The organism is Pseudomonas sp. NY8896 (assembly GCF_039634505.1).
Map to the genome: position 1 here is coordinate 6,066,585 of NZ_CP132350.1, position 17,043 is coordinate 6,083,627.

The 17,043-nt window shown below is 62.0% G+C and carries 16 protein-coding genes, 6 tRNA genes and 1 pseudogene; 12 read left to right on the plus strand and 11 right to left on the minus strand.

What is annotated here, in order from left to right:
• Nucleotides 1–43: 43 nt before the first annotated feature.
• Both Q9451_RS27375 and Q9451_RS27380 read right to left on the minus strand, forming a co-directional pair.
• A tRNA-Thr gene (locus tag Q9451_RS27375) sits at nucleotides 44–119 on the minus strand.
• A 71-nt stretch (nucleotides 120–190) separates the two neighbouring features.
• A complete protein-coding gene (locus Q9451_RS27380) occupies nucleotides 191–601 on the minus strand; it encodes a pilin (RefSeq protein ID WP_012270395.1) in 411 nt (136 codons plus the stop codon).
• 216 nt (nucleotides 602–817) lie between these two features.
• On the opposite strand from Q9451_RS27380, the pseudogene Q9451_RS27385 reads away from it, so the two are divergent.
• The 4 genes and pseudogenes from Q9451_RS27385 (at nucleotide 818) to yacG (ending at nucleotide 3,714) form a co-directional block, all read left to right on the plus strand.
• Nucleotides 818–2,025 (plus strand): annotated as a pseudogene (locus Q9451_RS27385) (type II secretion system F family protein).
• Nucleotides 2,026–2,027: 2 nt separating this feature from the next.
• Entirely contained in the window at nucleotides 2,028–2,894 is an 867-nt protein-coding gene (locus Q9451_RS27390) for an A24 family peptidase (RefSeq protein WP_012270394.1), read from the plus strand.
• A complete protein-coding gene (gene coaE / locus Q9451_RS27395; protein ID WP_012270393.1) occupies nucleotides 2,894–3,517 on the plus strand; it encodes a dephospho-CoA kinase in 624 nt (207 codons plus the stop codon). Before Q9451_RS27390 ends, coaE begins: the two co-directional genes overlap by 1 nt.
• Nucleotides 3,514–3,714 carry a DNA gyrase inhibitor YacG gene (gene yacG, locus Q9451_RS27400; RefSeq protein ID WP_012270392.1) on the plus strand — a complete coding sequence of 67 codons (201 nt, stop codon included), beginning with the start codon at nucleotides 3,514–3,516 and terminating at the stop codon, nucleotides 3,712–3,714. Before coaE ends, yacG begins: the two co-directional genes overlap by 4 nt.
• Nucleotides 3,715–3,925: 211 nt before the next feature.
• On the opposite strand, the gene Q9451_RS27405 is transcribed toward yacG, so the two are convergent.
• The gene (locus Q9451_RS27405) at nucleotides 3,926–4,609 is read right to left on the minus strand and encodes an energy-coupling factor ABC transporter permease (protein WP_012270391.1); all 684 of its coding nucleotides are present in this window, start codon (nucleotides 4,607–4,609) and stop codon (nucleotides 3,926–3,928) included.
• Nucleotides 4,610–4,706: 97 nt separating this feature from the next.
• Here Q9451_RS27405 and Q9451_RS27410 point away from each other — a divergent pair, with 97 nt between their 5' ends.
• The 3 genes from Q9451_RS27410 to Q9451_RS27420 all read left to right on the plus strand — a co-directional run bounded on the left by Q9451_RS27410 (nucleotide 4,707) and on the right by Q9451_RS27420 (nucleotide 7,022).
• Nucleotides 4,707–5,336 carry a DUF1780 domain-containing protein gene (locus Q9451_RS27410; protein ID WP_003247546.1) on the plus strand — a complete coding sequence of 210 codons (630 nt, stop codon included), beginning with the start codon at nucleotides 4,707–4,709 and terminating at the stop codon, nucleotides 5,334–5,336.
• A 132-nt stretch (nucleotides 5,337–5,468) separates the two neighbouring features.
• Nucleotides 5,469–5,642: a DUF3094 domain-containing protein gene (locus Q9451_RS27415; protein WP_008091951.1), complete on the plus strand. Its 174-nt coding sequence runs from the start codon at nucleotides 5,469–5,471 to the stop codon at nucleotides 5,640–5,642.
• Nucleotides 5,643–5,726: 84 nt separating this feature from the next.
• Entirely contained in the window at nucleotides 5,727–7,022 is a 1,296-nt protein-coding gene (locus tag Q9451_RS27420; protein WP_012270390.1) for an NAD(P)/FAD-dependent oxidoreductase, read from the plus strand.
• A gap of 111 nt (nucleotides 7,023–7,133) precedes the next feature.
• Here the strand turns inward: Q9451_RS27420 and Q9451_RS27425 are convergent.
• From Q9451_RS27425 to rluD, 8 genes are all read right to left on the minus strand, one after another.
• Nucleotides 7,134–7,209: transfer RNA gene (locus Q9451_RS27425), tRNA-Lys, on the minus strand.
• Between the two features lie 5 nt (nucleotides 7,210–7,214).
• A tRNA-Pro gene (locus tag Q9451_RS27430) sits at nucleotides 7,215–7,291 on the minus strand.
• Nucleotides 7,292–7,337: 46 nt separating this feature from the next.
• A tRNA-Lys gene (locus Q9451_RS27435) sits at nucleotides 7,338–7,413 on the minus strand.
• A gap of 6 nt (nucleotides 7,414–7,419) precedes the next feature.
• Nucleotides 7,420–7,496: transfer RNA gene (locus Q9451_RS27440), tRNA-Pro, on the minus strand.
• A gap of 4 nt (nucleotides 7,497–7,500) precedes the next feature.
• Nucleotides 7,501–7,576: transfer RNA gene (locus tag Q9451_RS27445), tRNA-Asn, on the minus strand.
• A gap of 402 nt (nucleotides 7,577–7,978) precedes the next feature.
• Nucleotides 7,979–10,543 carry an ATP-dependent chaperone ClpB gene (clpB, locus tag Q9451_RS27450; RefSeq protein ID WP_012270389.1) on the minus strand — a complete coding sequence of 855 codons (2,565 nt, stop codon included), beginning with the start codon at nucleotides 10,541–10,543 and terminating at the stop codon, nucleotides 7,979–7,981.
• 139 nt (nucleotides 10,544–10,682) lie between these two features.
• Nucleotides 10,683–11,423: a peptidoglycan editing factor PgeF gene (gene pgeF / locus Q9451_RS27455; protein ID WP_012270388.1), complete on the minus strand. Its 741-nt coding sequence runs from the start codon at nucleotides 11,421–11,423 to the stop codon at nucleotides 10,683–10,685.
• The gene (gene rluD / locus Q9451_RS27460; RefSeq protein WP_041166635.1) at nucleotides 11,420–12,382 is read right to left on the minus strand and encodes a 23S rRNA pseudouridine(1911/1915/1917) synthase RluD; all 963 of its coding nucleotides are present in this window, start codon (nucleotides 12,380–12,382) and stop codon (nucleotides 11,420–11,422) included. The genes pgeF and rluD overlap by 4 nt, the downstream gene beginning before the upstream one ends.
• 147 nt (nucleotides 12,383–12,529) lie before the next feature.
• Between rluD and Q9451_RS27465 the strand changes: the two genes are divergently transcribed.
• The 5 genes from Q9451_RS27465 to Q9451_RS27485 all read left to right on the plus strand — a co-directional run bounded on the left by Q9451_RS27465 (nucleotide 12,530) and on the right by Q9451_RS27485 (nucleotide 17,042).
• Entirely contained in the window at nucleotides 12,530–13,549 is a 1,020-nt protein-coding gene (locus tag Q9451_RS27465; RefSeq protein ID WP_012270386.1) for an outer membrane protein assembly factor BamD, read from the plus strand.
• 94 nt (nucleotides 13,550–13,643) lie between these two features.
• Nucleotides 13,644–13,874: a PP0621 family protein gene (locus Q9451_RS27470; RefSeq protein WP_012270385.1), complete on the plus strand. Its 231-nt coding sequence runs from the start codon at nucleotides 13,644–13,646 to the stop codon at nucleotides 13,872–13,874.
• A gap of 184 nt (nucleotides 13,875–14,058) precedes the next feature.
• Nucleotides 14,059–14,823 carry an FCD domain-containing protein gene (locus Q9451_RS27475; RefSeq protein ID WP_041166366.1) on the plus strand — a complete coding sequence of 255 codons (765 nt, stop codon included), beginning with the start codon at nucleotides 14,059–14,061 and terminating at the stop codon, nucleotides 14,821–14,823.
• 90 nt (nucleotides 14,824–14,913) lie between these two features.
• Complete coding sequence (locus Q9451_RS27480) at nucleotides 14,914–16,116, plus strand: ABC transporter substrate-binding protein (RefSeq protein WP_012270383.1); 1,203 nt, start codon at nucleotides 14,914–14,916, stop codon at nucleotides 16,114–16,116.
• 65 nt (nucleotides 16,117–16,181) lie between these two features.
• Nucleotides 16,182–17,042 carry a branched-chain amino acid ABC transporter permease gene (locus Q9451_RS27485; protein ID WP_012270382.1) on the plus strand — a complete coding sequence of 287 codons (861 nt, stop codon included), beginning with the start codon at nucleotides 16,182–16,184 and terminating at the stop codon, nucleotides 17,040–17,042.
• Nucleotide 17,043 lies beyond the last annotated feature (1 nt).

Below are 17,043 nucleotides of genomic sequence, written 5' to 3' on the forward strand. Positions count from 1 at the left end.
CGGGGGTTCCAGAGATTTTGGTAGCCTTCGCTGGAACCTGAACTGGTGCCGGAGACAGGAATCGAACCTGCGACCTTCGCGTTACGAGTGCGCTGCTCTACCGACTGAGCTACACCGGCGTGTAGCGCAACGTACCACTGCTCACACCCGCAACGCAAACCCCTGTTTCCGCTAGTTTATTACCCTACCCTCAAGCCCCCTTGCAGCCCTTGGGCGCCAGGCCTTCCTCGATGTCGGTGGTGCACGCCCATCCAGTTGCCGAACGCTTCAAAGTCAGTGACTTGCCCACCACATTGGCCGGCGCATCCACCAGCGTGCAAGCAATGCTGCCGCTGCCATCCGCCGCCTTGCCATCGGCTGCGATCGCACAATGCGCCGTCGCCGGCTGGCCACCCAGCTCGGTCACGCCCGTTACGTCTTTCCCGTCATTCAAGCGTAGATCCATCGCCGTCTTCAGCGCGCTGATCTCCAGCAACCCGGCCGCAGCCTTGGAGCGGGCCTGGTGGTTGGTGTACATCGGTAAGGCGATGGTCGCCAGAATGCCGATGATCGCGACGACGATCATCAGTTCGATCAGGGTGATACCGCGTTGCCCTTTCATGAACGTATTTCCTTTTTGATTCGCTAACACGTTGAGGTCCGTGGCGCCCCAACCGGCAGCGGCGCAGTAGGCCTGAACAGACACCTTTTGTCACCCCTGCCCGCTTGGGCGTCATCTTCGCTGAACTACTCTAGTGAGCATCACGGACGCATGCCTTTGCATGGACGCGGCAAGCTGTTTCCAGCCTTGTCGCTGGAGCAGAAAAAGGACCTTCGCATGACTTCATCTTCACTCCTTTACAGCTGGCACGGCACCGACGCCAGCGGCACATCGGTCAGCGGCCAGACACCTGGCCGCAGCCCGCTTATGTGCGCGCTGCGCTGATCCGCCAGGGCATCACGGTGGCCAGTTTGCGGCCGGCCAGCGGGCTGACGTTCCGTTTGCCGAAGCGGCGCGAAAAGGCTGACCCAGCAGGGTTCAGCCGGCAGTTGGCGACATTGCTCAGGGCCGGGGTGCCGCTGCTGCAGGCGTTCGAGGTGATGGGGCGCAGTGGTTGCGATGCGGCGCAGGCTGCGTTGCTGGGTAGATTGAAACAGGATGTGGCCTCGGGCCTGGGGCTGGCGGATGCGTTGCAGCGTCACCCGGCATGGTTCGATGCGTTGTACTGCAACCTGGTGCGGGTGGGTGAGCATTCCGGCACGCTTGACCGGCAGCTCAAGCAGCTGGCGGGCATGCTGGAGCAGCGACGGGTGCTGCACAAGAAGGTGCGCAAGGCAATGATCTACCCGCTGCTGCTGTTGCTGACCGGGCTGGGGGTGTCAGCGATTTTGTTGCTGGAGGTGATTCCGAAGTTCGAGAGCATGTTCTCGGGCATGGGTACGACGTTGCCGGCATTTACCCAGTGGGTGATCGACTTGTCCACAGGGCTGAGTCGGTTTGCCCCGCTACTGCTGGTGATGGGCGTGGTGCTGGGTTTTGCCTTGCGCCAGCTTTACCGGCAGCACACGCCTGCGCGCCTGTGGATATCTCGGCGGGTGCTGGGCTTGCCGGTGTTTGGCAAATTGCTGGGGCAGGCGGCGCTAGCACGGTTTGCGCGTAGCCTGGCAACATCCTACGGCGCCGGCGTGGCGTTGCTGGATGCGCTTGTAACGGTGGCTGGAGTGACTGGGGGCGAGCTGCACGAGCAAGCGGTGCTGCGGTTGCGCCAGGGCATGGCCAATGGGCAGGGGCTGAACCAGGCGATGGCCAGTGATCCGCTGTTTCCGCCTTTGCTGGTGCAACTGACGGCCATCGGTGAATCCAGCGGCACGCTGGACCAGATGCTGGAAAAAGCCGCCAGCCATTACGAGGAACAGGTCAGCCAGGCGCTGGACCAGTTGACCAGCCTGCTGGAGCCCGCCATCGTGCTGATCCTGGGCCTGCTGGTGGGGGGCCTGGTGGTGGCGATGTACTTGCCGATCTTCCAGTTGGGTAGCTTGATCTGAACATGACTTCATGGACTTTGCTGGCTGAACAGCCGGCGTACTTCCTCACCCTGGCCACGCTGCTCGGCCTGCTGGTGGGCAGCTTTCTCAACGTGCTGGTGTATCGCCTGCCGATCATGCTGGAGCGGCAATGGCAGCGTGAAGCACAGGAGATGTTGGGGCAGCCGATTGCGCAACACGAACGGTTCGACCTGTGCCTACCGGCCTCCCGCTGCCCACATTGCGCGCATCCGATTCGCGCGTGGGAGAACATCCCGGTGATCAGCTATCTGGCCTTGCGCGGGCGGTGTTCATCCTGCAAAACCCGCATCAGCCCGCGCTACCCGCTGGTGGAAGTGGCCAGCGCGCTGCTTTCGCTGGTGGTGGCCTGGCGCTTTGGCGCTTCGGTCGAAGCCTTGCTGGCATTACCGCTCACCTGGTGCCTGCTGGCCCTGAGCCTGATCGATGCGGACCACCAGTTGCTGCCGGATGCGCTGGTGCTGCCGATGCTGTGGCTGGGGCTTATCGTCAATGCCTTTGGCATCTATGCCCCACTGACCGACGCGCTGTGGGGCGCGGTGGCCGGATACCTCAGCTTGTGGACCGTGTACTGGCTGTTCAAGCTGATCACCGGCAAGGAAGGCATGGGCTATGGCGATTTCAAGCTGATGGCGCTGATCGGGGCCTGGGGTGGCTGGCAGGTGCTGCCGTTGACGCTGCTGCTGTCGTCGGTGGTGGGGGCGCTGGTTGGCCTGTGCTTGCTGCGTTTGCGCCGGCATGCGATGGGGACAGCGATACCGTTTGGCCCTTATCTGGCGATTGCGGGGTGGATTGCTGTGCTCTGGGGTGATGAAATGTACGCCTCTTACATGCAACTGCTTGGATACTGATGGCCACTGCAGCCTTTACCCCCTGGATTCTCGGCCTGACCGGCGGCATTGGTAGCGGCAAGAGCGCCGCTGCCGAACGCTTCGTCGAGCTTGGCGTGCACCTGGTCGATGCCGACCAGGCAGCGCGCTGGGTGGTCGAACCTGGCCGCCCGGCCTTGGCCAGCATCGTCGAGCGCTTCGGCCCGGGTGTGCTGCAGGCGGACGGCCAACTCGACCGCGCCGCTCTGCGCCAACTGATCTTCGCCGATCCGGCGCAGCGCAAATGGCTGGAGCAACTGCTGCACCCGCTGATCGGGCAGGAGATTTTCAGCTACCTGGCAAAGGCGCAGTCGCCTTATGCAATCTACGTGTCGCCGCTGCTGATCGAGTCGGGCCAGTACCACAAAACCCAGCGTGTACTGGTGATCGATGCACCGCAAGAACTGCAAATAGCCCGTACTCTGGCGCGCGACAACACCAGTGCCGAGCAGGTGCAAGCGATTCTGCAGGCCCAACTGGCCCGCGAGGAACGCCTGCGCCATGCCGATGATGTGCTGGTCAACGACGGCGACCTGGCCGCACTGCATGAGCAGATTGACCGCCTGCACCACTTTTACCTGACTTTGAAAGGAGGCCAGCCATGAGCCAGCCGTTGACCGTCGATTGCCCGACCTGTGGCGCACCTGTGGAATGGACCGAAAAAAGCGCGTTCCGGCCGTTTTGCTCGGACCGCTGCAAACTGATCGACCTGGGGGCCTGGGCGGCCGAGGAGCACAAGATTGCGGGGTCGGAAGAGTCCGAAGATGAGCTGTATTCGGGGGACCTGGAGCCGCGGCACTGAGCTGATTGCAAGGCGGTTGTGCCGGGCCCCTTGCCCCAGACCAAATCCTTGAGACTGGCGCGGTACCTGTAGGAGCGGCCTTGTGTCGCGATGGGCTGCAAAGCAGCCCCAGCAATTGTTGCTCTAACGCCAAAAACGGGGGCTGCTTTGCAGCCCATCGCGACACAAGGCCGCTCCTACAAGGTCCCCCACTATTTTCTAGACCGCATGATCACCGCTCATCTTCCTTCCAGGGCGCCTGCAGGTACCGTGTGCGGTTGAAGGTTTCCAGCCATTCCGGGCAGAACACCACCAGCGCACTGATGACCATGCCGTTGATGAACGCTTCGGGGAACATCATCAGCCACAGGTAGCCGACAAAGTCGCTGAGCCACTCCGGCAGGGCAAAGCGCCCATCCAGCCACAACACCCCCAGCGCCGCAGGCACACAAACCAGCACGGTCAGCGCGGCCGGGAAGAACCCCGAACAGAAGATATAAACGAACAGGTTGCGCGGCTGGGCACGTTCGACCAAGACCGCGCACACTTCGGTAATCAGCACCGGCAAGCCCACCAGCAACAAGCCATTCACCCCCAACGCTGCCAAGTCCTGACGCCCCAACACGAGCAAACCAAGCTGGGCCATGACCCCGCCCAGCACCGCCAGCGGCCAGTCCAGCAACAGGGTGACCGCCGTCATACCAATGAAGTGGTAAGACACCCCGGTATCGAAATCGCGCCTCACCAGCCACAGTGCGAACAGGCAAAAGACTGTGCCAAACAGCAAATGCTGACGGCGCCGGTCGGTGAACAGCTCAACCCAGCGAACCCGGCTTACCGCCCAGATCAGCAATGGCACATAACCCAGCCAACCAAGGGTAACGGTGGTGCCGGACAACACCTGCGCGCTGATCACCTGACAAATACCCCTATCGATGCTATGGACAATCCCAGTCTACACCCATTCAAATTCAGCATCTTATCGTCATGGTTTAACGGCTAAGCTTGTCTGCATGGATGACTCAGACTACCTGCGCCTGCTTACCATCCAGGCCGAACAAGCCAATGCCTTTCTCTCCAACGCCCGCAAGTGGGAGCGGGAGCGTTGGGTGTGCCAGCGCCTGTTGCAGGGGTTGAACATTCCCTATCGCAGCGAGGACTTCACCCCAGCCGGCCAGGAGCCGCCGGACGTGTTGTTCCGCGACGCGGCCTTCGAGGTATTTTTCGTGCTCGACGAGGGCCGCCGACTGAACGATGAATGGCGCGAAGAGCTGCAGCGCAGGCGCAGTGCGTTTTCCTTGGCGCAGCTGGTGCGGCGTGAAGCACGCCCACGGCGCATCAGTGCCACCGAATTGCTGGGGCGCCTGGCGCCGACCTTGCGCAAGAAGGCGCACAATTACCGGGAACGCGGGCTGGAGCTGAACGAGCTGGACATCATCGCGTTCTCCAGCCTCAAGCGCGAAGTGCTCGACCTCAACACCCACTTCCCGCCGCCCACCGAGTACCTGCGCCAGGGCTGGCGCTCACTGTCGTTGGTCGGGCCAACCTTTGCCCGGGTGCTGTTCGCCCACCCTGACGCGCCAGACTTCCTGCGCGGCAACCTGGGCCGCAGCATCGTCTTCGACGTAGGCATCAGTCTTTGATCCAGTGCAGCGAATGTTTGCGATGGCGTACACTCGGCGCCAGGGATAGAAAGCATTATCATTTGTTTCAAGCGCTTGCGCGAACGCTGTAGCGTTTGCGCAGTCACAAACGTCTACCTGACGAGGCCCACCATGACCAGCCGCCTGAACCCGGAAGATCAGCGTCGTGTCGATGAGTATCTGCGAGCCCCCCAGCACCAAGTCGAGCGCAGGCCCTTCCGGCCGTGGCTGCTCCTTGTGCTGGTGCTGGCCGTGACCATCGGGTTGGGTCTCATCAGCCGCCTGCTGAGTGGATTGGTGCTATGAGCTGCTTCGCGCTCGCCCTTCCCTCGTGCAGTTTGCGGCCGCCCCTCTGGGGCACGAATTCCGTAAACCTTATGAGATATTCCCATGACTCATCGCATCGTGATTGTCGGCGGCGGCGCCGGCGGCCTGGAACTGGCGACCCGCCTGGGTAAAAGCCTGGGCAAGCGCAAGCAGGCCGACATCACCCTGGTCGACGCCAACCTCACGCACATCTGGAAGCCATTGCTGCACGAAGTGGCCGCTGGCTCGCTGAACTCCTCGGAAGACGAACTGAACTACGTGGCCCAGGCCAAGTGGAACCACTTCAATTTCCAGTTGGGGCGCATGAGCGGCCTGGACCGTGAAGGCAAACAGATTCAACTGGCCGCCACCCTCGATGAAGAGGGCCGCGAGCTGTTGCCTGCGCGCACCCTGGGCTACGACACCCTGGTCATCGCCGTGGGTTCCAACACCAACGACTTCGGCACCCTGGGCGCAGCGCAACATTGCCTGTTCCTGGATACCCGCAAGCAGGCCGAGCGCTTCCACCAGCAACTGCTCAACCACTACCTGCGCGCCCACGCCGGCGACGTGGCCAGCGAAAAAATCAGCGTAGCCATTGTGGGCGCCGGTGCCACCGGTGTGGAGCTGGCGGCCGAGCTGCACCATGCTGCCCACGAGCTGGCGGCCTATGGCCTTGACCGCATCCAGCCCAAAGACATGCACATCACCCTGATCGAGGCCGGCCCGCGCGTACTGCCGGCGCTGCCGGAGCGCATCAGCGTGCCGGTGCACAAGACCCTGGAGAAACTCGGGGTGAAGGTGATGACCAACGCCGCGGTCAGTGAAGTGACCGAGGACGGCCTGAAAACCAAGGACGGCGAAGTGATCCAGGCCAGCCTCAAAGTGTGGGCGGCGGGTATCCGTGCGCCAGGCTTCCTCAAGGACATCGATGGTCTGGAAACCAATCGCATCAACCAGCTGGTCGTGCGCCCTACCCTGCAAACTACCCGCGACGACAACATCTTCGCCTTCGGTGACTGCGCCGCCTGCCCGCAACCCGGCAGCGACCGCAACGTACCGCCACGGGCCCAGGCTGCGCACCAACAGGCTTCGATGCTGGCGCAAAGCCTGAAGGCGCGGCTGGAGAACAAGGCGCTGCCGACCTACGAGTACAAGGACTACGGCTCGCTGGTGTCGCTGTCGCGCTTCTCGGCGGTGGGCAACCTGATGGGTAACCTGATGGGCAGTGTGAAGCTGGAAGGCTGGCTGGCGCGGATGTTCTACGTGTCGCTGTACCGCATGCACCAGATGGCGTTGTACGGGTTTTTCCGCACGGCGTTGATGATGCTGGGTAGCAAGATTGGCCGGGGTACAGAACCGCGCTTGAAGCTGCACTGACAGTTGCCGGGGGCGCTTAGCGCCCCTCTCGCGGCGCAAGGCCTGCAAGGCAGGCCCAACATTCTGACAGGCAAAGAAAAAGGGCATCTCTTGCGAGATGCCCTTTGTTCATGGTGGGTCGTGTAGGATTCGAACCTACGACCAATTGGTTAAAAGCCAACTGCTCTACCAACTGAGCTAACGACCCAAAAATGGTCGGGGTGAGGGGATTCGAACTCCTGACATCCTGCTCCCAAAGCAGGCGCGCTACCGGACTGCGCTACACCCCGGGTCTTTCAAAAAAAAGGGCATCTCTTTGAGATGCCCTTCTTTACATGGTGGGTCGTGTAGGATTCGAACCTACGACCAATTGGTTAAAAGCCAACTGCTCTACCAACTGAGCTAACGACCCGGAAAATGGTCGGGGTGAGGGGATTCGAACTCCTGACATCCTGCTCCCAAAGCAGGCGCGCTACCGGACTGCGCTACACCCCGAGATTGGCTCCGCGACCTGGACTCGAACCAGGGACCCAATGATTAACAGTCATTTGCTCTACCGACTGAGCTATCGCGGAACTGAACTTCGGTACAACTCCGAAGACTGTGTTCGCTTCGGACTCTTTAGCTGCTTCGCTTTCGCGTTGTCGCTGCTGAGGCCGGCTATTCTACATTCTTCGTTTTGCTTGTCAACCACTTTTTTTCATTCAACTTACTGATTTGTAAGTTGTTTTGCGGTCACCGTTGTTGCTGGTGATTCGCTTAGTGCCTGACAACGCGGCGTATATTAGGGGCACTCTAAATATGATGCAAGCAAAAATTTCAAAAATTTCAGCAGGTTATCCAAAGCGGCCGGAAAGCCCCGGTTTTACTGGGCTGTGCCGGCTTCTTCGCTGGCAAACCCGCCCCTCTCGGTATCCACAGCGCCTGTAAAGAAGCAAAAAAAAGCCCCGCAGATGCGGGGCTCATGAGGATGCAAATTAGCCAAAGACGATTTCGTCGCCTTCCACCTTGGCGGTAATCGCCGCACCCGGCACAAACTTGCCTGCCAGGATCAGCTGCGCCAATGGGTTTTCGATCCAGCGCTGGATTGCCCGCTTCAGCGGCCGTGCGCCGTATACAGGGTCGTAACCCACGGCAATCAGCTTGTCCAACGCGTCCGGGCTCAAGCTCAGCGACAGTTCGCGCTCCAGCAGACGGCTGCGCAGGCGGCCCAGCTGAATCTCGGTAATGCCGGCGATCTGCTCACGGCCCAGTGGCTCAAACACCACCACTTCGTCGATGCGGTTGATGAACTCCGGACGGAAGTGCGCACCCACCGCATCCATCACCGCCGCACGTTGCGCCTCGCGGTCACCCACCAGCTCCTGAATCTGCGCCGAGCCCAGGTTGGAAGTCATCACGATCACGGTGTTGCGGAAGTCCACGGTGCGCCCATGACTGTCAGTCAGGCGGCCGTCTTCCAGCACCTGCAGCAGTACGTTGAACACATCCGGGTGGGCCTTCTCCACCTCGTCCAGCAGCACCACCGAGTATGGCTTGCGCCGTACAGCCTCGGTCAGGTAGCCGCCCTCTTCATAACCTACATAGCCTGGCGGTGCACCAATCAGGCGAGCCACGGAGTGCTTCTCCATGAACTCGGACATGTCGATGCGCACCATCGCCTCTTCGGTGTCGAACAGGAACTCGGCCAGCGCCTTGCACAGTTCGGTCTTGCCCACGCCGGTAGGGCCGAGGAACAGGAACGAACCACTTGGCCGGTTCGGGTCGGACAGCCCGGCACGCGAGCGGCGCACGGCGTTCGCCACGGCGGTTACCGCCTCGCCCTGACCGATCACGCGCTGGTGCAGTAACGCTTCCATCTTCAGCAGCTTCTCACGCTCGCCTTCGAGCATCTTGGCCACGGGAATACCGGTCCACTTCGACACCACTTCGGCAATTTCTTCCTCGGTCACCTTGTTGCGCAGCAACTGGTTCTCGGTCTTGCCGTGCTGGTCGACCATCTGCAGGCTGCGCTCCAAGTCCGGGATCACCCCGTACTGCAGTTCGGCCATGCGGCTCAGGTCGCCTTTGCGACGGGCGGTTTCCAGCTCCTGGCGAGCCTGCTCGATCTTTTGCTGGATCTGCGCCGAGCCCTGCACTTCGGCTTTTTCCGAGGCCCAGATTTCCTCCAGGTCGGAATACTCACGCTCCAGCCGCTCGATTTCCTCGGTCAGCTTCTCCAGGCGTTTTTTTGCCGCTTCGTCTTCTTCTTTCTTCAGCGCCTGCGACTCCACCTTCAACTGGATCAGGCGGCGATCAAGGCGGTCGAGCACTTCCGGCTTGGAGTCGATCTCCATACGGATACGGCTGGCCGCTTCGTCGATCAGGTCAATGGCCTTGTCCGGCAACTGGCGGTCAGTGATGTAGCGATGGCTGAGCTTGGCCGCAGCGATAATTGCACCGTCGGTGATGGCCACCTTGTGGTGCACTTCATAGCGCTCTTTCAGGCCACGCAGGATGGCGATGGTGTCTTCCTCGCTCGGCTCCTCTACCAGCACCTTCTGGAAACGGCGCTCCAGGGCGGCGTCCTTCTCGATGAACTGGCGATACTCGTTCAGCGTAGTGGCACCGACGCAGTGCAACTCGCCGCGGGCCAGGGCCGGCTTGAGCATGTTGCCGGCGTCCATGGCGCCCTCGCCTTTGCCAGCGCCGACCATGGTGTGCAGTTCGTCGATGAACAGGATGATCTGGCCTTCCTGCTTGGACAGCTCGTTCAGCAGGCCTTTCAGACGCTCTTCGAACTCGCCGCGGTATTTGGCACCGGCAATCAGCGCCCCCATGTCCAGCGCCAGCAGGCGCTTGCCCTTGAGGCCGTCTGGCACTTCACCATTGATGATGCGCTGGGCCAGGCCCTCGGCGATGGCGGTTTTACCCACGCCAGGCTCACCGATCAGCACCGGGTTGTTCTTGGTACGGCGTTGCAGTACCTGCACGGTACGGCGGATTTCATCGTCACGGCCGATCACCGGGTCCAGCTTGCCTTCTTCGGCACGCTTGGTCAGGTCGACGGTGTACTTGTCCAGGGCCTGGCGCGATTCCTCGGCGTTGGCGTCATTCACTGCCGCGCCGCCGCGCAGGTTGTTGATGGCGTTTTCCAGGGCTTTCTTGGTCACGCCCTGGCTCAGCAGCAGTTTGCCGAGTTTGCTGTTCTCGTCCATGGCGGCCAGCAGTACCAGTTCGCTGGAAATGAACTGGTCACCCTTCTGCTGGGCCAGGCGGTCGGCCTGGTTGAGCAGGCGCGCCAGGTCCTGCGACATGTTCACATCGCCGGTGGGGTTCTGGATTTTCGGCAGTTGGTCGAGCTCTTTCACCAGCCCTTGGCGCAGGCTGTTGATGTCGAAGCCTACCTGCATCAGCAGAGGCTTGATGGAGCCGCCCTGTTGTTCAAGCAGCGCCTGTACCAGGTGCACGGGCTCGATGGCAGGGTGGTCCATGCCAACGGCCAGGGACTGGGCATCGGATATTGCAAGTTGCAGCTTGCTGGTCAAACGGTCTATTCGCATGGTGTACCTTCCTTTAAAGGGCAGGTCGGAGCGATGGACAGCGCCTGTTTATGAAGAACCTGCCTGAGATGACCTTATAGATAAGGTTGATTCTGGAAGATTCAAGCGTAGCGGGGTTGACCGAAGTCAACCTGTTGGATTAGCGAGGCTCCAGCCACACCAAGGATGCAAACCGCCCACCCTGCGGGGTACGGCGATAGGAGAAGAACCGCTGATCGCTGACCGTGCAAAAGCCACCGCCATAAACGGCAGTGACGCCACGAGCAGCCAGGCGAATACGCGCCAGCTCATAGATGTCGGCCATCAGCTTGCCCGGCCGCTCGCCCTCGACAAACGCCCGGGCGGCTTCTGGATGCACGGCAGTGAAGGCATCGCGCACTTCCAGCCCTACCTCGAACGCCTGCGGGCCAATGGCCGGCCCCAGCCACACCAGCACCTCTTCCGCCGGCAGTGCCAGGCGGTCCAAGGTGGCTTCCAGCACACCGCCAGCCAGCCCACGCCAGCCTGCATGTGCCGCGGCCACACGGGTGCCCGCGCGGTCACAGAACAGCGCAGGCAGGCAATCGGCAGTCATTACGGTGCAGGCAATGCCAGGCTGGTCGGTCCAGCTGGCGTCGGCCTCGGCCACCACGGCTGGGTCGGCATCCGCCACCACCAGGCCATGTACCTGCTTGAGCCAGGCCGGCTGAATGCCGAACGGGGCGCTGAGGCGACGGCGGTTCTCGGCGACGGCGGCAGGGTCGTCCCCCACGTGGTCGCCAAGGTTGAAGGTTTCATAAGGCGGCAGGCTGACGCCGCCCTGACGGGTGGTGACACAGGCGCGAACCGAGGCCGGGGCCGGCCAGTCGGGGATCAGCAGCGACTGCGCCAGGCCACTCATCCGATGAAGCTCTCGCGGTCCTGGTTCAAAAGCGACAACAACCAGACGAAGTCATCCGGCAGTGGCGACTCCCACTTCATGATTTCACCGGTAATCGGGTGGGCCAAGGCGAGGAAACGCGCATGCAGCGCCTGGCGCGGGAAGGTCTTGACCGCCTCGACCATGGTTGGGCTGGCAGCCGGCGGAATACGGAAGCGCCCGCCGTACGTCTGGTCGCCAACCAGGGGGAAACCTACATGGGCCATATGCACGCGAATCTGGTGGGTGCGGCCGGTTTCCAGCTTCACTCGTACATGGGTGTGCGAGCGGAAGCGCTTGAGCACACGGTAATGGCTGACCGCCGGCTTGCCGCCGTCGGTTACCGCCATGCGCTGGCGCATGCCGCCATGGCGGCCAATGGGCGCGTCGATCTTGCCACCGGCTGTCACCACACCAATCACGATGCACTCGTAGATACGGCTGACCTTGCGGGCCTGCATCTGCTCGACCAGCTTGGTCTGCGCCTGCAAGGTCTTGGCCACCACCATCAAGCCGGTGGTGTCCTTGTCCAGGCGGTGAACGATACCGGCGCGCGGCACGTTGACGATGTCTGGCACGTGGTGCAGCAGCGCATTGAGCAGCGTACCGCTGGCATGCCCGGCGGCCGGGTGCACGACCAGCCCGGCAGGCTTGTTGATCACCATGATATGGTCGTCTTCGTAGACGATATCCAGTTCGATATCTTCTGCGATCCACTCACCCTGGGCCTCTTGCTCGGCCTCCAAGGCAAGCAGCGAACCGCCATAGACGAGGTCTCGAGGGCGCACGACTGCACCATCGACCGTCAGGCGGCCCTCTTTGATCCACGAAGTTAGCCGCGAACGCGAGTACTCGGCGAACAATTGGGCGGCGACCTGGTCGAGGCGTTGGCCGCCCAGTTCGGACGGTACCTCTGCGCTAAGTTGAATGATCTCGGACATGCTCGATTCGGCGGGCGCACAGCCTTTGGTTTCGGCTGCGAGCTTGTGGTTAAATACGGCTTCTTTTGTCCCGGGGTTGGCCGGGGCGCTCATCATAACAGGACGGCACCGCCCAAGACAGCGGCCGTCAAAGGGACGCAAGCCGCCATGCAAGTGAAACACCTGCTGCTGATCGCCATCCTCGGGCTTACCGCGGCCTGTTCCTCTAATAAAGAGGTCATTGACGAGAACCTCAGCGAGGCCGAGCTGTACCAGCAGGCCCAGGCTGATCTGGACAACTCCAGCTACACCAGCGCCGTGAACAAGCTCAAGGCCCTGGAATCGCGCTACCCGTTCGGCCGCTATGCTGACCAGGCGCAGCTCGAGCTGATCTACGCCAACTACAAGAACTCCGAGCCTGAGGCCGCCAAGTCGGCCGCCGAGCGCTTCATCCGTCTGCACCCGCAGCACCCGAACGTCGATTACGCCTACTACCTCAAGGGCCTGACCTCGTTCGACCAGGACCGTGGCCTGCTGGCGCGCTTCCTGCCACTGGACATGACCAAGCGTGACCCGGGCGCCGCCCGCGACTCGTACAACGAGTTCGCCCAGCTGACCAGTCGCTTCCCCAACAGCCGCTACGCGCCAGACGCCAAGCAGCGCATGATCTACCTGCGCAACCTGCTGGCCTCGTACGAAATCCACGTGGCCGATTACTACCTGAGCCGCCAGGCTTACGTAGCTGCCGCCAACCGGGGCCGCTACGTGGTCGAGAACTTCCAGGAAACCCCATCGGTCGGTGACGGCCTTGCAGTGATGGTCGAGTCGTACCAGAAAATGCACCTGGACGAACTGGCCGCCAGCAGCCTGGAAACCCTCAAGCTCAACTACCCGGACCACCCGAGCCTGGTCGATGGCGAGTTCCAGCCCAAGCAGACCGAGTCTGACGGCCGTGGCTGGCTGTCCAAGGCCACCCTGGGCCTGATCGAGACCGACGCCCCGCTGCCGCCGGGCGAAACCCGCGCCAACCAGGACGTGGTCAAGCAGTTCCAGGACGCGCGTGACGAGATGCCGCAAGAGCTGCTGCCTAAAGACGAAAACGGCGACCCGATCGTGCCGGAAGGCCCGAAAGAGGCCGAGAAAGACCGCTCCTGGTTCAGCTACATGACCTTTGGTCTGTTCGACTGACCCGCAGCGGTAAATGAAAGGGAAGCCTTGGGCCTCCCTTTTTTATTGGCCGCGTCCTAGACTGTCGGCTTCTTCAATCGACAAGCTGGACACCATGGTTCGCCTACTTTTCTGGATTGCCCTGATCGCCGCCGCGTTCTGGCTGTGGCGCAAGTTCAAAGTCAGCCAACAGTCGCACCCCGAGGCGAAGCTGGATGCGCCGCTGAAGATGGTGCGCTGCGCCCATTGCGGTGTGCACCTGCCCAACGACCGGGCGCTGCAGCAAGGCAACGATTGGTATTGCAGCCAGGCACACTTGCAGCAAGGCCCTGGCCGCCAGAACTGAACACAAAGCCCGCTGTGGAGCGACCTTGCGTCGCTCCTACACTCGCTACGCATACTCCTGCCGATACTTATCCCTCCCCGACCCTTTCACACCATTTACGACCCCTCCCCCGCCGCCAGCATTGACCCACCCCAGTAAAATTCGCTAAATCCTATTTATCCGCATAAATATGAAAAATAGCGAAATGCTCAAACCCAAACGCAAGCGCCAGAAGCTGTCCGATGTGATCGTCGAATCGGTCAAGCGCTCGATCGTCACCGAAGCGCTGCACCCAGGCGATCGCCTGCCCACCGAACGTGAGCTGATGGAGCATTTCGAGTGTTCCAAGGGCACCGCCCGCGAAGCGCTCAAGGCGTTGGAGGTCGAAGGCCTGGTGAGCACCCGTACCGGGCCGACCGGCGGCGCCTACCTGAACGAAGTGGGCACCGAACCGGCCAGCCGTGCGTTGCGCAACTACCTGCACTTTCAACACCTGGACGGCGAGCAGGTGTACCAGCTGCGCAAAGTCATCGAGGTGGAGCTGGCGGTCTCGGTGATGGGCAAGCTGAGCGAAGCGGACTATGCCGTGCTGCAGGCCAACATCGATTTCTGCAGCGCGCCGGAAGACAGCGAAGAAGGCCAGCGCGAGCAGCGCCTGGCCGAGCTGGAGTTCCACACCTTGCTGGCCGACCGCTGCCCCAACCCGTTGCTGCGTTTCATGGCGGTGTTCCTCAACGACCTGTTGCGCGACTTGGTAGTGCTGAAAAAGGCCTACCTGCCCAAGCGCCAACAGTTCGCCGCCGCCAACATCGACTACCACAAGCAACTGCTGACCGCCCTGCGCGCCAGCGACGAACCCACTGTACGCCGGCTGATGCACGAACACATGTGCGACGCCGAGCACCACATGACCGCGCTGGAAGGCGAGGTTGCCCGTAACTTCCTGCTGGAGTTCAACCACAACCACTGATGCGCCTGGAAAGAGGCCTGCACACAGGCCCGGCCGTACCCGCTTTGTCATTGCCACTCCTGCCTAATAACCACAACCAAGGAGTTACTCATGCAAAGACGTACCCTGCTCAAGGCAGGCCTTGCCCTGGGTGCCTTAGGTAGCCTCCCCTTGGGGGCGCACCGGGCATTCGCCGACCAACCGTTGACCTTCTATGGGCTCAAGTCCATGTCGGGCGCCTTCGCCAGCTACGGCAAGTACGCCGACATGGGCTCGCGCCTGGCCATTGCCGAATACCCCCAGCTGCTCGGCCACCCGCTCAAGTACAAGGTCATCGACACCGAAGGCAACGCCGGCAAGGCGGTGCGCAAGGTACAGGAAGCCATCGGCCAGGATGGCGCACGCTTCTTCCAGGGCTGCACCCTGTCCTCCTCGGCACTGGCGGTGTCGAAGGAAATCCACAAAGCCGGCGGCGTGTTCATGACGCCTGTGGGCGCCGACGAAATCACCGGCAAAGACTGCAACGCCTCGACCTTCCGCTGGTCGGTGCCCACCTACGGCGCCATTCGCGAAACCTTGGTGCCGATGATCCGCCAACTACCACAGGCCAAGCGCTGGTACACCATCACCCCGCAATACGTGTTCGGTGACGCGTTGCTGGACAACGCCCGCAAGGTGTTCGCCGAGCTTGGGGTGGAACACATCGGTAACAGCTACCACTCGCTGCAGGAACAGGAATTCTCTGGCTACCTGACCAACGCCATCGCCGCAAAACCCGACGTGCTGGTGTTGCTCAACTTCGGCAGCCAGGCCTCCAACGCCCTGCGCCAGGCGGTCAACTTCGGCATCAAGGACCGCATGAAAGTGCTGATGGTGTGGTCTGCCGGCCTCGACCAGTTCCAGGAGCTGGGCAGCGACGTGCTCGAGGGCGTGTACCTGGGCGCGCAGTACTGGCACCAGGTCGATACCCCGCTGAACAAGCAGTTGGTCGCCGCCACCCGCAAGGCTTACGGCATCAACCCCAACTACCCACTGGCCGCTGACTACATCGGCACCAAGGTCATGCTCGAGGCCATCGTCAAGGCTGGCAGCCTGGACGGTGCCGCCGTGTCTGCGGCATTGCAGGGCATGCGCTTCCAAGGCCCGACCGGCGAAGAACTGATCCGCCCGGGTGACCATCAGGTGCTCAAGGATTACTACCTGCTGCGCGGCAAGCCCCAGGGGCAGATGCGCGACGAGGACGACCTGGCCGAAGTCATCAGTTCGGGCCGCTCGTTCGTCGAGGTCGACCACACCGGTTGCGCCCTGGCCTGAAGCCGCGGCGTTAGTCACAAACACTTGTACAGGCAGCCGCCTCGCGCGCTGTCGAGGGCACGCTCATGCTCGATTTGTACCTGTTCCAACTGCTCAACGGCCTGGGCCTGGGGATGATCTACTTCCTCATCGCCGTGGGCCTGACGATCATTTTCGGCCTGCTCAACTTCGTCAACTTCGCCCACGGTGCGTTCTTCTTGCTGGGCGCCTACCTGTGCTACACCGCCGTAGCGATAACCGGCAACTTCTGGCTGGCGCTGCTGATTGCGCCGCTGGTAGTGGCCGCACTGGCGTGGGCCGTCGAGCGCCTGTTGATCAAGCGCATCTACCACCTGCCGCACACCTTCCAGATCCTCGTCACCCTCGGCATCGCACTGATCATCCAGGAAGCCTCGGTGCTGATCTGGGGCCCGGTGGGCAAGAACATTGCCGTACCGCCGGAGCTGCGCGGCGTGCTGATCCTCGGTGACTTCATCTACCCCTACTACCGCCTGTTCCTGATCGGCTTCGCCGCGCTGATCGGCGTTGGCTTGTGGTTGCTGCTGGAGCGCACCCGCTTCGGCGCACTGGTGCGCGCGGGTAGCGAAAGCACCGAAACCGTATCGCTGCTGGGCACCAATATCTTTCGCCTGTTCTCCCTGACCTTCGCCCTGGGCGTGGGCCTGGCCGGGGTGGCGGGTGTGCTGTTCGCACCACTACGCGGCGCCCAGCCTTTCGTCGGCCCGGAGATCCTCGGCATTGCCTTCGTGGTGGTGGTGATCGGCGGCATGGGCTCGTTCGGCGGTGCGCTGGTTGGCGGCCTGCTGGTGGGTGTGGTGCAAAGCATGATGACCAGCCTCTGGCCGCAAGGCGCCAGCCTGATGATCTACGGCGCCATGGCCGCAGTGATCCTGGTCCGTCCCTATGGCCTGTTTGGGAGAGCCTGAC